Below are 13,105 nucleotides of genomic sequence, written 5' to 3' on the forward strand. Positions count from 1 at the left end.
CGATTTTAAGGCTTTTTGATGTGAAGCAAAATTTGGTTCAGATGCATCATTTCTTCACGGTTCAGTTTCTTCCAAACAAAGCCACTTTTTAATCCGTTTCCGTTCAATTGTGGAAAAATTCCTGCATCATAATATTCCTGAATGTATGCTGTAGAAATAGACGGTACGGGGGTGTCGAAATTGTAAGGGTAGTCTTTAGAAACATGAAAAGTTAAATTTCCGAGGCTAAAAGTTTGGTAATTTTTCAGTTCAAAATAAACCGGATGCAAGAGTTGATCTTTTTCGAATCCTGTTAAAAAATAGCCCAATTTGAACGATGGAATCTGGGTTTGTATGATCTTTGGAAAAGATAAAATCAGAAAAATAAATACAGAGCACAGTCCCATTATTACGGTGGATGTTTTTTTGCTAATGGTATTTTGAAATAATAGATAGAATATCACAAAATACAGTTCTAAAAAGAAACGGTACTGTGCAGAAAATGCCAATACAAAAATGGTTTTTATCAGAATGCAGATGTACAAAATCCAGATGATTTTCTTTTTTTGTTTAATTGTAAATAAGGTAAATAGAACCAAACTCAGCATAAACAATAGATGAATTTTGGATTTTATACCTTCCAAGAACAACCAGTTTTTTACCTTTTCTGTAAAAGTGAATTTTTGTATTTCCTGAAAACTGAATTGCATGTCAAAAGTTTTTTCTACAGCCACTTTAGCCGATGTTTTCATGATTTCGCTATTGGGTTTCCAACTGAAGTTTAAATCTAAAAAATCGATTGGAAAAATGGGATAACCGAAACAATATACATTTTTCACGAGAAATAAAACCAAAACAAATACTCCGGGAAGGATGAATTTGAAATGAGATTTTAGAATGAAAAATCCATAAAAAAATGCAAACAGTGGCAACCAAATTACCGTTGGTTTTATGCTGAAAACCCAAATGGATAGGGCGAAAATTAGGGTTGCATTTTTGTTTTTGTCTAGAAATTCATTTAACAATAGCAAAGAAAATGCAAGTACTGGAAGATCTGGACTTGGCGATTGTATAAAGAGAAATAAAAACGGTAAGAAAACCATGTGTGTCCATGATTTTTTCTCGAAAATATAGAAAATATAGACCAATAAAACCAAACCGTTGATGCGCAAATAGAGATCCGAAATATGGCTGAAGCCGGCTTGAAAAATGTGCCAAATGGACATTTGACCCAAGATCAAATCCAAATTGCCGATTCCTTTGACCAAGCCAAATTTTGAAATCCAATTTATGGTGGGAACATAATATCCAAAATGATCCAGAATAAAAGGGTAGAAGCTGGAGAACAAACAGACTAAAAATAGGGTGAAATAAAATAAAATATTTTGGTTTTTAAGGAAATTCCACCCTTCTTTCCACATTTTGTTTAGATATAAAGAAGCATATCCCAACAGCAAAGTGCTTATTTCTACATAAATATTTAGCGGAATGAAAAATGAAAGCACCGTCCAGACCAGCGATGTCGCAACAATACCCAACACGATTTTTGAGCTGATTCCGGGATATAAAGTTCCGAATTTTAGGCTCACAACATGACCAATCCCCAGAAGGCAAGGGATCAATAGGATAAAGGAAAAGAGTTGATAGGCCATAAAAAAAAGAATGTTTAAAAATAAACATTCTTTTTTAGGATTAAAAATTTTTAATCTTTTATCTTAATTTGTTCAATGCTCTTTGCGCATCGTCAACTTCATTTTGAAGTTTTTTGATGGTTATTTTTTGCTTAGAGATTTTACTTTTTGCTTTGTTGATATCATTAGGACTTAATTTTCCTTTGGAGATGTCCTTTTCAAGTTTAACCTCCATATCGGTAAGCCTTTCGGTTTCTTTACTTAGTTTTTTGGTGTATTTATCGAAGTTGCTCTTTGCCTTTTCCGTTTTTTTAATGGCTTTTTCGCTCTCTCGTTTTGCTTTTTCAAGTTTCTTTTCAGCTTTTCGCCTTTCTTTTTCAGCTTTTTCTAATTTTCTTTGTGCTTCTTTTTTTTCTTTTTCAATCTTTTTTTCAGCTTCTAATCTTTTTTTAGCCAATTCTTCTTCAGAAATACTATTTAATTTGTTTTGAGTGCTGTCAATAACCGTTTGTGTAGTTGTTATTTGAGCATTGAAATTTGAAAATGCTAAAGTGCACAGTCCGATAAAAAATAATTTTCTCATTTGTCCGTGTTTTAAAATGATGATAAATAGAATAAAAAAAGCATCCATATTCTGAATGCTTTTTGAGGTGCCTAGCGGATTCGAACCGCTGTAGATGGTGTTGCAGACCACTGCCTAGCCGCTCGGCCAAAGCACCGTTTTTCTTTATGGGTGCAAATATAATAAGTTTTTGCACATTAAAAAAATATTTTTCAAGATTTAATTTTTATTTTTTTTCTGATTTTATTAGGGTTTGTCCTAATCTTTTGTGTTGTTGAGGGTTAGCTTAAGCTCGGCTTCTGTTTTTACCAAAACCATGATGTTGCTTTCTGTTAAATCGATCTCATTGGGTTGAATGGAATACACCGTTCCCGACATCAAAAGTCCGTTCGGATAGCTTTTGTTGAAGCTTTCTTCAATGGATTTTTTAGCATTGTTCTCCATTTCATCCGTAGGGATGCCGTACTCTTGCTCGATGGTATTGATGATTTTACTTTTGAATAACAGGGATGCTGTTTTGTGTAAAATATTGTGGGTTTTCAACTTGAATTTTGTATCCGTCAGTACAATTTTTCTTTTTTCAGCATCGTATTTTGGGAGTCCACTGATCAGGATTTTACCGTTTATTGCCCCTTCGGTATCGGCATCAATCGTGATTTTATCGTTTTCATTTTTTACAGAAATAGCAGTGATTTTTATTTTGTCGTTTCTAAAGTCAAATTCTTTGTTCAGGAATTGCTTTTCGGCGATGGCATTGGCTTCTGTAATTGGGATTTGTGCCGTGGTCATCAATTGGAATTTTTTGTTCGGAATGTCGGCCAATTCCAGAGGCGAAAGTGTTTTGATTGCAGGGTTTTCACTCGGTTTTTCACCTACGAAAGTTTCAGAAATTAGGTTGATTCCGATGGTGGTTTGTATCTCGTCTTTGTAAAATTTTAACGGCGAAAGATTAATTTTTTGTGGGCTAACTTTCAGCCAAGTGTTGTATTCTTTATTGATCAGCATGGGTTGTTGAAAAGAATTCCAAGCCTCCAAAATATTTTTTTGAAAGTTCAGTTCTTTGCCCATTTGCATATCGATGGTAGAGCAGATTTTTTCTTGTTCTTTTTTCAAACTTTTTTCAACCAATGGTGTAATGGGAATTTTTACTGAACCAAAATCCAAGACGGGTTTTTGCACCCATTTGTATCCATTGGCCTTGGTTTTTGTAGCAATACCCCAGTTTTTTGTTAGGATAATGTCGGTGTTGAAGTACATCACAGTTTCAAACGAGGTGGATTGATAATGATAGACTCCTAAAGTTCCGATACCTTTTTCGGCCCATATTTTAAGAGGAACTTCCACCAGAAAATTTTGCGCAGTTCCCGCAACCAGACGGATGTTTCGGGTTTTCCAAACTTTTATTTTGAATTGGTCGTTGTCGTTGTCCAAAAAAGAATTGTCTTCGTACAAAAGATCTTTAGTACTGTTATTTACAATTTTATTGAGCTCCACCAATGGAATTCGCATCGGGATGTTCAGGCTGGAAGCTACTTTTGGAAAGGTCTTGTTGGTCCATTGCCCAAAGGCAAAAGAATAACTTAACAAAAACGAAACGACTAATTTTTTAAGCATGAAATAATTGTTGTTGATGTTGGACAAGCAAAAATACTACCACGATTGTTCCAACTCTACAGAAACACCTTTCATTTCGCCTTTCATCGGCGGGTTGGTCTTTGTGATTTTTATCTTGATGAAGGTGATGTTTCCGAATTTTTCATGAATTTTTCTCAAAATTCTTCCGGCGACATGCTCCAACAATTGCGAGTTGATTTCCATTTCTTGATGAAGGATTTCATTGACCTCGGCATAATTAATGGTGTCATTCAGATCATCGCTTTCACTGGCTTTCCAAAGATCGGCATGCAATTCTAAATTGATCAGATAATAAGTGCCAATTTTATTTTCCTCTTCCAAAACTCCATGGTAGGCGTATATTTTTTTGTCTTCGATGATGATTTTTGAAGTCATAATTTTTCTGGGTATAAGTTTGAATTTTTGTTTAAAAAAGCCTTTCAGAAGATTTCCAAAAGGCTTTCAATTTTATTCTAAAGAAGGATTATTTTATATTTTTACTAAGATCCATCATGTATTCGATAGGTTTCAGAGCTTTCAGTCTTAGGTCTTCATCCATCGTGATTTCAGGAAGTTCGTATTTTAGACAAAGATAGAGTTTCTCCATTGTATTTCTCTTCATGAAGAAACATTCGGAACAGTTGCAACTTTCGTCAAAAACCAATGCTGGGATCAGGGTTTTCTGTGGTGCTCTCTTTTGCATTTCGTGTAGAATACCTTCTTCTGTAGCCACAATAAATTTTTGACACTCGTCTTTTTCTACATAATTCAACAATGCAGAGGTCGATCCTACAAAATGAGCCAAGTCCAATACTGGAGTTTCACTCTCCGGGTGGGCAATTAATTTTGCATCCGGATTATCGGCCAATTGTTGAGCTATTCTTTCCATAGAAAAAGCTTCATGAACGATACAGCTACCGTCCCAAAGTATCATGTCTCTTCCGGTTTTTTTCATAAGATAGCGGCCTAAATTTTTATCGGGTGCAAAAATAATAGGTCGGTCTGTTGGCAATGCATTGATGATCACTTCTGCATTGGAGCTGGTCACAATCACATCGCTTTCGGCTTTGGTTTCGGCGTTGCAGTTGATGTAGGTTGCTACCAAAGCTCCAGGGTGTTGCTCGCGCATTTTTCTAAGTCCTTCGCCGCTGCAATTATCCGCCAAGCTACATCCTGCTAGAGTGTCCGGAAGTACGACTTTTTTGCTCGGGTTTAGGATTTTTGCAGCTTCTGCCATGAAATGTACACCACAAAATGCAATCATATCGGCCTCGGTTTCTTTGGCTTGCCTTGCCAGTTGCAAAGAATCGCCTAAGAAATCGGCAATGTCTTGAATTTCTGCCGGTTGATAAAAATGCGCCAAAATAACTGCATTTTTTTCTTTTTTTAGATCCAATATGGCTTGTTTTAGCTCTTCTCCTTGAGGGATGATCAGGTCTTTGATGTCCAAGAAACCCTTTACTGGTAGGTTGGATTTTGCTGTATTTATAGTTTCGTTCATGATTTTTATAAATTAATGACGGGTAAATATAAAGTTTTTTATAATCGCTTCCACTTCTTTTTTAGCATCGTCTAAGATGGTGTTGGTAACGATCGTGTCAAATTGATCTTGGTGCGAAATTTCTTCAGATGCTTTTGCGACACGGGTTTTTATGGTTTCGGCATCGTCGGTTCCTCTGTGGATCAGTCTTCTTTCCAATTCTTCAATGGACGGTGGCATGATGAAAATGGAACAAGCTTTGTCTCCAAAATATTTTTTTAGAGCAATACCTCCTTTGACATCCACATCAAAAATTACCGTCTTGTTGTGGCTCCATATTCTTTCGACTTCGGATTTCAGGGTTCCATAATATTTGTCGGTATAGACTTCTTCAAATTCAACAAAGGCATCTTCGGTAATTTTTTTTCTGAACTCAGCTGGACTGATGAAATAATAGTCTTTTCCGTTGATTTCTTCGCCTCTTGGAGATCGTGTCGTGCAGGAAATGGAAAATTCCAATTCGGAAATGCAGTCCAAACTGTGTTTTACCAAAGTGGTTTTGCCGCTTCCCGAAGGTGCCGAAAATATGATGACTTTTCCCATTTTTACAAGATGTTTAGGGTTTGTTCTTTAATTTTTTCCAATTCGTCTTTCATCACAACGACCAATTTTTGGATGTCGGAATGGTTGGCTTTGGATCCCAAAGTGTTGATTTCTCTTCCGATTTCTTGGGCAATGAAACCTAATTTTTTTCCACAAAAATCTTCGTTTTTCATGACTTCGGAATAGTAATTTAGATGCTGTGTCAGGCGTACTTTTTCTTCAGAAATGTCCAATTTTTCGGTATAATAAGCCAATTCTTGATAGAAACGGGTTTCGTCTATGTTTTCAAATTCGCTCAGTGTTTTTTGGTAGCGTTCTTTTACATTGGCCAATCGTATTTCTTCAAAAGGAATCACTTGTTGCAAGGCTTGGCTGATGTTTTGGATGTTTTTAGACAATTCCAACTGCAAAGTTTTACCTTCAATTTGTCTAAATTCAATGAATTTTTCTACCGCTTCATCAATACTAGAAATTAAGAATGCCCATTCTGTCTCTTGCAATTCTTCCGGTCTTGTCGAGATGGCTTCAGGAAAACGGATGGCCATCTTTAGGTATTCAAAATCAGGTCCATCGTTGCTGATGCTCTTTAACTCGTTGATGTACGAATTTACCAAATCTTTATTGATCTTTACATCGTTGCTGTCTTCAATGGTTTCTACATTGATGTAGCAATCGACCTTGCCACGAAGGATTTTGTCGCTAAGACTTTTACGGATGTCAAATTCTTTTTCTTTGTATCTGACCGGAACGCGGAGGTTCAGATCCATGCTTTTGCTGTTCAAAGACTTTATTTCTACAACAATTTTTTTACCTTCAAAAGTATTTTCGCTTCTTCCGAAGCCGGTCATGGATAGGAGCATAGTATTTTGCTAAAAAATTGATGCAAAGATAAGGAATTGTAAGATATTTTTATCCTTTTTATTCTTTAAGACCGACTGAGGATTCAGATTTTTTTAACGAAATTTGCCCGCATGAAAACTCTAATCTCCATTGTCGGTACAACAGGAATTGGCAAAACCAAGCTGGCCATCGATTTGGCAAAACACTTTTCTACCGAAATTATCTCTTGCGATTCCAGACAGTTTTTTAGAAAAATGGAAATCGGTACAGCGGCTCCTACAGCTGAAGAGTTGGCTCAAGTTCCTCATCATTTTGTAGGAAATCTTGATGTGACCGATGACTATTCCATTGGGAGATTCGAAACGGATGCCCTTGCAAAATTGGACGAATTGTTTGTTAAATTTCCTGTTGTGGTAATGGTGGGCGGAAGCATGATGTACGAAAAAGCTCTGATTTCCGGACTGAACGATTTGCCAGAAGCCAATGAAGAAAATCAAGATAAGTTACAATCCATTTGGGACGAACAAGGTTTGGAAGGCTTGCAAACGATACTAAAGAATTTGGATGAAGCATATTACCAAAAAGTAGATCTGGAAAACCCCAGAAGATTGCTCCGTGCCATTGATGTATCGTGGCAAACCGGAAAAAAATACAGCGACTTGATAGAAGAGCCCAAAGCAAAACGAGATTTTTCTGTCATTCGAATTGGAATAGAAGCGCCTAGAGAAATTATTTATGAAAGAATCAACAAAAGGGTCGATATGATGTTGGAAAAAGGATTGTTGGATGAAGTGAAAGCCTTGGTAGATTTTCAAAAACTTGTAGCTTTAAATACCGTTGGATATTCGGAAATTTTTAAATTTTTGAACCACGAATGGTCATTAGAATTTGCTGTGCAAGAAGTGAAAAAGAACTCCAGACGCTTTGCCAAAAGGCAATTGACTTGGTACAGAAAAGAAACGGATATTAATTGGGTCAACTATCAAAATTCATTACAAGAATCCTTATCTTTGCTCAAGAAATTAAATTATTCATTATAAAATAAATTTTATGGCAAATACACCTTCCAATATGTTGGCATTGGGCACAAAAGCACCGTTTTTCGAACTTCCGAATCCTTCCAAAATGGGAGAATTGCAATCCTTGGAAGAATTGAAAGGAGAAAAAGCCACTTTGGTTGTCTTTATGTGCAACCATTGTCCTTTCGTACTGCACATCATTGATAAATTAAATGAATTGTATGAAGATTATAACGAAAGAGGAATAGAATTTATCGCAATCAACTCCAACGATGTCGAAAAATATCCGGCCGACGCCCCCGATAAAATGATTGAGTTTCAAATCGAAAAAAGATTTGATTTTCCGTACCTCTTTGATGAAAGCCAAGCCGTAGCCAAAGCATACGATGCAGCTTGTACTCCGGATTTTTATTTCTTTGATGAAAAGCTGGATCTAATCTATCGTGGTCAGATGGACGACTCAAGACCTGGAAACAATAAAGAAATTACGGGTGAAGATTTGATCATCGCTTTCGAAAATCTTTTGAGCGGAGAGGCTCAAGAAGAGTTTCAAAAACCTAGCATGGGTTGCAACATCAAGTGGAAATAATCCTCGTTCCAAATCATATAAACATATAAAAAGCCGGAAATTTCCGGCTTTTTTGCATTGGTTTTGCTTATTTTATTTGGCAGGGCAATTTTATTTTGATCGGAAAACGCTCATGTCCAATTTTAAAGAAAAGAAATTTGAAAAATAATTGGATGCTCCAATTCCGCTGTTGGATATGGCGTAATCCAACTCTAAACCTTTGTATTTTATACCGATACCACCGCTGGGTTGGAAAGATACTTTTCTGCTGAGATCCTCAATGTCTGTGATGGACTGAAAACGATTGACTCCCAAATGGACAAAAATCATTTTTTGATAGGCCAATTCGGCACCTGCATACGGTGTGATGCTCGCAAAGCTGGTAGAAATCACCGCTGCTGTTTTCGCAAAATCGACATTGATGCCGACCTCCGGTAAAAGTTCTAAATCTCTATTGATTTCAAAATTTTTACTCATACCGGCATTCAGTTTTGGCATGGTCAGTTCCATTTTATCTTTTGGAGCCGGGTTGAATTCTTCACCGTTTACAATGGTCGATAGTTCTTTTTGATTGACATTCCAAAAGTTGACCGTAGTCAGGACATCTTTTACCGTGATGCCATAATTCCATTCGTTATCCGATTGGTACAAAGCACCCACATCAAATCCGAAACCGAAACCGTTGGCAAATTTTCCTACATTTCTGTAAATTAATTTGGCATTAACCCCCACATTAAGGTTTTGGCTGCCGCCAGGACTAAAGGCGTAAGAGAAAATCCCGGCATAATCCGCTTGTGAAAATTTTGTAATTTTGTCGTAGTCTATATTTCCTTCTGGATCAATCATTTGAGTGGTGTTCAGGATGTTATCTACACCCAAACGGATAAGGGAAATCCCGATAACACCGTTTCCGTTGTCCAAAGGTTTGGCAAAAGAAAGATAATCGTATTTGGCAATGCTTTCAAAATATTCGGCATGCATGGCTGCACCTTGCCAATCTTTTTCAATAAAATTGAGACCTGCCGGATTCCACATGGGAGCATAGACATCGTTTTGGTTGGAGATTACGGCTCCACCCATGGCGATACCTCTAGCGCCAGCACCGATATTTAGAAATTCATTGGAATATTTTCTGATAATTTGTGCATTTGCAAAAATTTGTGAAAAAACAAAGATTCCCGCAATTATTTTTTTCATATTCATCTTAAAAATACAAATATAAGAGATTATGCATTTAATTGTTTTTGTTTTTTTGCTTTTATAACACCGTTTACCACAATCGCCAAGATCATCACGGCTGATGCGATGTAAAAAATGGGACTCATCTGTTCGGATTGTCCAAAGATAAAATATGCGAGTATGATGCCGTAGATGGGTTCTAAATTGACCGTCAGGATGAGTGTGAAAGGCGAAATGTACTTCATCAATTGTACGGACTCCAACATGGGGAAAGCTGTGAAAACGCCTGCCAGTAAGGTGATGAGACCTAGATCGGACCAAGAAATCTGATCGAAATGGAAAATCTGACCGGAGAATAAATAGAAGATGGAGAGCAATGCCCAACCGCTAAAAATTTCATAAAAAATAATATTTCCCGCACTGGTTTTACCAAATATTTTCCCGTTTAAGACGGAGAACACCGTTCCGAAAAAGGCACAAATAATTCCGTAAATAATTCCGGTTTTGTGTTGAAATTCGGTATTGAAAATCATGCCCATACAAATGACAATCACAATGCCCATGATGATTTCTGATAAATCTATTTTTCTTTTGAAAATTATGGGTTCTAAAATCGCAGCAAACAAGGTGGACAAAGAAAGACAACTCAGTGCAATGGATACATTGGATACTTTTATAGAGGTAAAAAAACAGTACCAATGCAACGCCATAAATCCGCCAATAATCGCCAAGTTGATGAAAAGATTTTTGGAAACTTTCAGACTGTCTTTTTTGAAGAATCGTATGTAAACAAACAAAAAACCTGCTGCCAACAGCATTCTGTAAAACACCAGAACATCGGCATTGGCATGGATGAGTTTTCCTAAAATGGCTGTGAAACCCCAAAGAAAAACAATAAAATGTAATCTAAAAAGTGCTGTTTTCAGCATGATGGAATTGAATTTTAATATTTTGCAAAGCTACAAATCCATTTTTCGTTTTACAAAAATCAAAGCTAAAGAACGGAAATGTTTATTTTCCCAAATAAAAACCCCGAAAGTTATTCACCTTCGGGATCTTCAAATAATAAACTATTAAAAATTAAACTAGGAAATCGAAAAAATAAGATTGTGTTATTATCCTAAATCCTCGATACAAAATTAGAGAAAGATTGTATTATAAAAATGTTAAGGAGCGTTAAAGTATTTATAAATAAAATATTGTTTTTCAGTAGGTTATTTTCATGTGAAGGATCGTTTTTGCTTCATTCAAAAAAATCGTACTTTTAATGCATAAAAAATAAAGCTAATTTATGGACTTAGAATTCAACAAAAGAGAAGATCAAAATAAACTGAAGTGGTCAGAAATCAATAGGATTTTTACAGAAATTAAAAAAGGTGGTGGAGAGAAAAGACTTCAAAAACTCCGCGATGAAGGGAAAATGACCGCAAGAGAAAGAATTGATTATCTTTTGGATAAAAATTCGGATTCAATAGAAATTGGTGGTTTTGCCGGTTACGAAATGTACAAAGAACACGGCGGTTGCCCAAGTGCGGGTGTAGTTGTTGTGATGGGCTATGTTTCTGGAAAACAATGTTTGGTCGTGGCCAACGATGCCTCTGTGAAAGCGGGAGCGTGGTTTCCGATTACCGGAAAGAAAAATCTTAGAGCTCAAGAAATCGCCATGGAAAATCGTTTACCCATAATTTATTTGGTAGATTCAGCCGGTGTTTATCTTCCGATGCAAGACGAGATTTTCCCGGACAAAGAACATTTCGGGCGTATTTTTAGAAACAATGCCAAAATGAGTTCCATGGGAATTGTTCAGATCTCTGCCGTGATGGGATCTTGCGTTGCCGGTGGTGCCTATTTGCCGATCATGAGCGACGAAGCTATGATTGTGGACAAGACCGGATCTATTTTCTTGGCAGGTAGTTATTTGGTGAAAGCAGCTATTGGAGAAAGTATCGATAACGAAACCTTGGGCGGTGCCACAACGCATTGTTCCGTGTCCGGAGTTACCGACTATAAAGCTAAAGATGATAAAGATGCTTTGGATAGGATAAAAAACATCATGAAGTCCATCGGATCTTATGATAAAGCAGGTTTTGACCGTGTTGAACCTGCAATGCCAAAAGCAAAATTGGAAGATATTTATGGGATAATGCCTGTGTCCAGAGCCGAGCAATACGACACCTACGAAATCATCAAATGCTTGGTGGATAACTCTGAGTTTGAAGAATACAAAGAAGATTACGGAAAATCCATTATCTGTTGTACTGCAAGAGTCGATGGCTGGAGCGTTGGTATCGTTGCCAACCAAAGAAAATTGGTGAAAAGTGGAAAAGGTGAAATGCAATTTGGTGGTGTGATTTATTCGGATTCTGCCGATAAAGCCACACGATTTATCGCCAATTGCAATCAAAGAAAAATTCCGTTAATTTTCCTACAAGATGTTACAGGATTTATGGTGGGTAGCAAGTCCGAACACGGCGGAATCATCAAAGACGGAGCGAAAATGGTAAATGCCGTTTCCAACTCTGTGGTTCCAAAATTCACCATCATCACCGGGAATTCTTACGGTGCCGGAAATTATGCCATGTGTGGTAAAGCCTACGATCCAAGATTAATCGTTGCTTGGCCTTGGGCAGATTTGGCCGTGATGGGTGGAGCTCAAGCAGCAAAAGTTCTGGCACAGATCCAAGAAGCAACTTTGAAAAAGCAAGGAAAAACTATTTCTGAAGAAGAGCACAATGCTATTTTGGACGAAATTTCAAAAAAATATCAAAAACAGACCGAAGCAACCTATGCTGCAGCGCGTCTTTGGACCGATGCCATCATCAATCCAGTGGATACCAGAAAATGGATTTCCATGGGGATAGAGGCTGCCGACCATGCTCCAATAACCGAAAAATTCAATTTGGGAGTTATTCAGGTTTGATAGCGTTGGATGTTGACTTTTGTTGATGAAACTTAAAGATAGAAAGTGAAAAAATGAAAACTTTTAAACACAAATATTATGAAAAAGCTGTTTGTATTATTTCTATTAAGTATGTTTCATTGGGTTGAAGCTCAGTGTTTTATCAACGGTAAATCTACAATTTATGTGTCTCAAGAAGAATCGTTTACGGTAGATCAGTTGGCGCAATGCAAAGAGTGTTATCAATGGTCGGTAAGCAGTACCAACGATGCGACAATCGTTTCTGATTACAAAACCAATGAGGTTAAAGTAAAAGGTTTGCGCGTAGGAAGGGTAACGCTTACCCTCTCTATGCTGACCAATAACGGCTTGGTACAATGCAACAAAAGTATTGATGTGATTGAAGGAAATTCAGTTACCGGAACTTCATCAACCACAAAAATTTTGAATTGCGATATCGATATCAACGATTTTAAAGAGTTGAGGTATGCCGACAACCAAATTATTTTTGTTCCCAATGACAGTTCCAAAAATCTGACTTATCAGTGGGTGGTACGCTATCAACAAGGTGACGAAAAAAGATTTGAAGGTCGTGTTCCGAATGTGGATTATTCCGTAGCCAACCCAATTAATGAGGTCCGATTGATCATCAATTCGACCGTTTGTACCCGAAAATTTTCCAAAACTTATCCTGAGAGTTTCTGGAAAGTTTTAAAGTAAATTTTATAATT

The 13,105-nt window shown here is 36.9% G+C and carries 13 protein-coding genes and 1 tRNA gene; 4 read left to right on the plus strand and 10 right to left on the minus strand.

The features are described 5' to 3' along the window. Positions 1 to 5 precede the first annotated feature (5 nt). The 8 genes from EIY84_RS04045 to EIY84_RS04080 all read right to left on the minus strand — a co-directional run bounded on the left by EIY84_RS04045 (position 6) and on the right by EIY84_RS04080 (position 6,729). Positions 6 to 1,631 carry an LIC_10190 family membrane protein gene (locus EIY84_RS04045; RefSeq protein ID WP_124640634.1) on the minus strand — a complete coding sequence of 542 codons (1,626 nt, stop codon included), beginning with the start codon at positions 1,629 to 1,631 and terminating at the stop codon, positions 6 to 8. Positions 1,632 to 1,689: 58 nt separating this feature from the next. Next, on the minus strand, positions 1,690 to 2,193 hold the full coding sequence (locus tag EIY84_RS04050) for a hypothetical protein (RefSeq protein WP_124640635.1): 504 nt from the start codon (positions 2,191 to 2,193) through the stop codon (positions 1,690 to 1,692). 65 nt (positions 2,194 to 2,258) lie between these two features. Beyond that, positions 2,259 to 2,329 (minus strand) — tRNA-Cys (locus EIY84_RS04055). 101 nt (positions 2,330 to 2,430) lie between these two features. Next, on the minus strand, positions 2,431 to 3,786 hold the full coding sequence (locus EIY84_RS04060) for a DUF4403 family protein (protein ID WP_124640636.1): 1,356 nt from the start codon (positions 3,784 to 3,786) through the stop codon (positions 2,431 to 2,433). 36 nt (positions 3,787 to 3,822) lie between these two features. Next, positions 3,823 to 4,182 carry a dihydroneopterin aldolase gene (gene folB / locus EIY84_RS04065; RefSeq protein ID WP_124640637.1) on the minus strand — a complete coding sequence of 120 codons (360 nt, stop codon included), beginning with the start codon at positions 4,180 to 4,182 and terminating at the stop codon, positions 3,823 to 3,825. Between the two features lie 88 nt (positions 4,183 to 4,270). Next, positions 4,271 to 5,287 carry a quinolinate synthase NadA gene (gene nadA / locus EIY84_RS04070; RefSeq protein ID WP_206428189.1) on the minus strand — a complete coding sequence of 339 codons (1,017 nt, stop codon included), beginning with the start codon at positions 5,285 to 5,287 and terminating at the stop codon, positions 4,271 to 4,273. 12 nt (positions 5,288 to 5,299) lie between these two features. Beyond that, a complete protein-coding gene (gene gmk / locus EIY84_RS04075; protein ID WP_124640639.1) occupies positions 5,300 to 5,869 on the minus strand; it encodes a guanylate kinase in 570 nt (189 codons plus the stop codon). Positions 5,870 to 5,871: 2 nt separating this feature from the next. Continuing rightward, positions 5,872 to 6,729 (minus strand): YicC/YloC family endoribonuclease, encoded by an 858-nt coding sequence (locus tag EIY84_RS04080; protein ID WP_124640640.1) that lies wholly within the window; start codon positions 6,727 to 6,729, stop codon positions 5,872 to 5,874. Positions 6,730 to 6,840: 111 nt separating this feature from the next. On the opposite strand from EIY84_RS04080, the gene miaA reads away from it, so the two are divergent. Both miaA and EIY84_RS04090 read left to right on the plus strand, forming a co-directional pair. After that, positions 6,841 to 7,749 carry a tRNA (adenosine(37)-N6)-dimethylallyltransferase MiaA gene (miaA, locus tag EIY84_RS04085; protein WP_124640641.1) on the plus strand — a complete coding sequence of 303 codons (909 nt, stop codon included), beginning with the start codon at positions 6,841 to 6,843 and terminating at the stop codon, positions 7,747 to 7,749. A gap of 10 nt (positions 7,750 to 7,759) precedes the next feature. Next, positions 7,760 to 8,317 (plus strand): thioredoxin family protein, encoded by a 558-nt coding sequence (locus EIY84_RS04090; protein WP_124640642.1) that lies wholly within the window; start codon positions 7,760 to 7,762, stop codon positions 8,315 to 8,317. Between the two features lie 90 nt (positions 8,318 to 8,407). Here the strand turns inward: EIY84_RS04090 and EIY84_RS04095 are convergent, their stop codons facing one another. Both EIY84_RS04095 and EIY84_RS04100 read right to left on the minus strand, forming a co-directional pair. Continuing rightward, positions 8,408 to 9,493 carry a putative type IX sorting system protein PorV2 gene (locus EIY84_RS04095; protein ID WP_124640643.1) on the minus strand — a complete coding sequence of 362 codons (1,086 nt, stop codon included), beginning with the start codon at positions 9,491 to 9,493 and terminating at the stop codon, positions 8,408 to 8,410. 29 nt (positions 9,494 to 9,522) lie between these two features. Next, positions 9,523 to 10,404: a DMT family transporter gene (locus EIY84_RS04100; protein WP_124640644.1), complete on the minus strand. Its 882-nt coding sequence runs from the start codon at positions 10,402 to 10,404 to the stop codon at positions 9,523 to 9,525. A 362-nt stretch (positions 10,405 to 10,766) separates the two neighbouring features. On the opposite strand from EIY84_RS04100, the gene EIY84_RS04105 reads away from it, so the two are divergent. Beyond that, positions 10,767 to 12,395 carry an acyl-CoA carboxylase subunit beta gene (locus tag EIY84_RS04105; protein WP_124640645.1) on the plus strand — a complete coding sequence of 543 codons (1,629 nt, stop codon included), beginning with the start codon at positions 10,767 to 10,769 and terminating at the stop codon, positions 12,393 to 12,395. Positions 12,396 to 12,473: 78 nt separating this feature from the next. Next, positions 12,474 to 13,094, plus strand: coding sequence for a hypothetical protein (locus EIY84_RS04110; protein ID WP_164472012.1), 621 nt, complete (start codon positions 12,474 to 12,476; stop codon positions 13,092 to 13,094). Positions 13,095 to 13,105: the final 11 nt, after the last annotated feature.

Source organism: Amniculibacterium aquaticum (assembly GCF_003852705.1).
Lineage (GTDB): Bacteria > Bacteroidota > Bacteroidia > Flavobacteriales > Weeksellaceae > Amniculibacterium > Amniculibacterium aquaticum.

What these genes read in the sequence shown, in the direction of transcription:
- EIY84_RS04060 (WP_124640636.1), bottom strand. Translation starts at nt 3,786, where the DNA reads ATGCTTAAAAAATTAGTCGTTTCGTTTTTGTTAAGTTATTCTTTTGCC.
- miaA (WP_124640641.1), top strand. Translation starts at nt 6,841, where the DNA reads ATGAAAACTCTAATCTCCATTGTCGGTACAACAGGAATTGGCAAAACC.
- EIY84_RS04050 (WP_124640635.1), bottom strand. Translation starts at nt 2,193, where the DNA reads ATGAGAAAATTATTTTTTATCGGACTGTGCACTTTAGCATTTTCAAAT.
- EIY84_RS04095 (WP_124640643.1), bottom strand. Translation starts at nt 9,493, where the DNA reads ATGAAAAAAATAATTGCGGGAATCTTTGTTTTTTCACAAATTTTTGCA.
- folB (WP_124640637.1), bottom strand. Translation starts at nt 4,182, where the DNA reads ATGACTTCAAAAATCATCATCGAAGACAAAAAAATATACGCCTACCAT.
- EIY84_RS04105 (WP_124640645.1), top strand. Translation starts at nt 10,767, where the DNA reads ATGGACTTAGAATTCAACAAAAGAGAAGATCAAAATAAACTGAAGTGG.
- EIY84_RS04090 (WP_124640642.1), top strand. Translation starts at nt 7,760, where the DNA reads ATGGCAAATACACCTTCCAATATGTTGGCATTGGGCACAAAAGCACCG.
- nadA (WP_206428189.1), bottom strand. Translation starts at nt 5,287, where the DNA reads ATGAACGAAACTATAAATACAGCAAAATCCAACCTACCAGTAAAGGGT.
- gmk (WP_124640639.1), bottom strand. Translation starts at nt 5,869, where the DNA reads ATGGGAAAAGTCATCATATTTTCGGCACCTTCGGGAAGCGGCAAAACC.
- EIY84_RS04045 (WP_124640634.1), bottom strand. Translation starts at nt 1,631, where the DNA reads ATGGCCTATCAACTCTTTTCCTTTATCCTATTGATCCCTTGCCTTCTG.
- EIY84_RS04080 (WP_124640640.1), bottom strand. Translation starts at nt 6,729, where the DNA reads ATGCTCCTATCCATGACCGGCTTCGGAAGAAGCGAAAATACTTTTGAA.
- EIY84_RS04110 (WP_164472012.1), top strand. Translation starts at nt 12,474, where the DNA reads ATGAAAAAGCTGTTTGTATTATTTCTATTAAGTATGTTTCATTGGGTT.
- EIY84_RS04100 (WP_124640644.1), bottom strand. Translation starts at nt 10,404, where the DNA reads ATGCTGAAAACAGCACTTTTTAGATTACATTTTATTGTTTTTCTTTGG.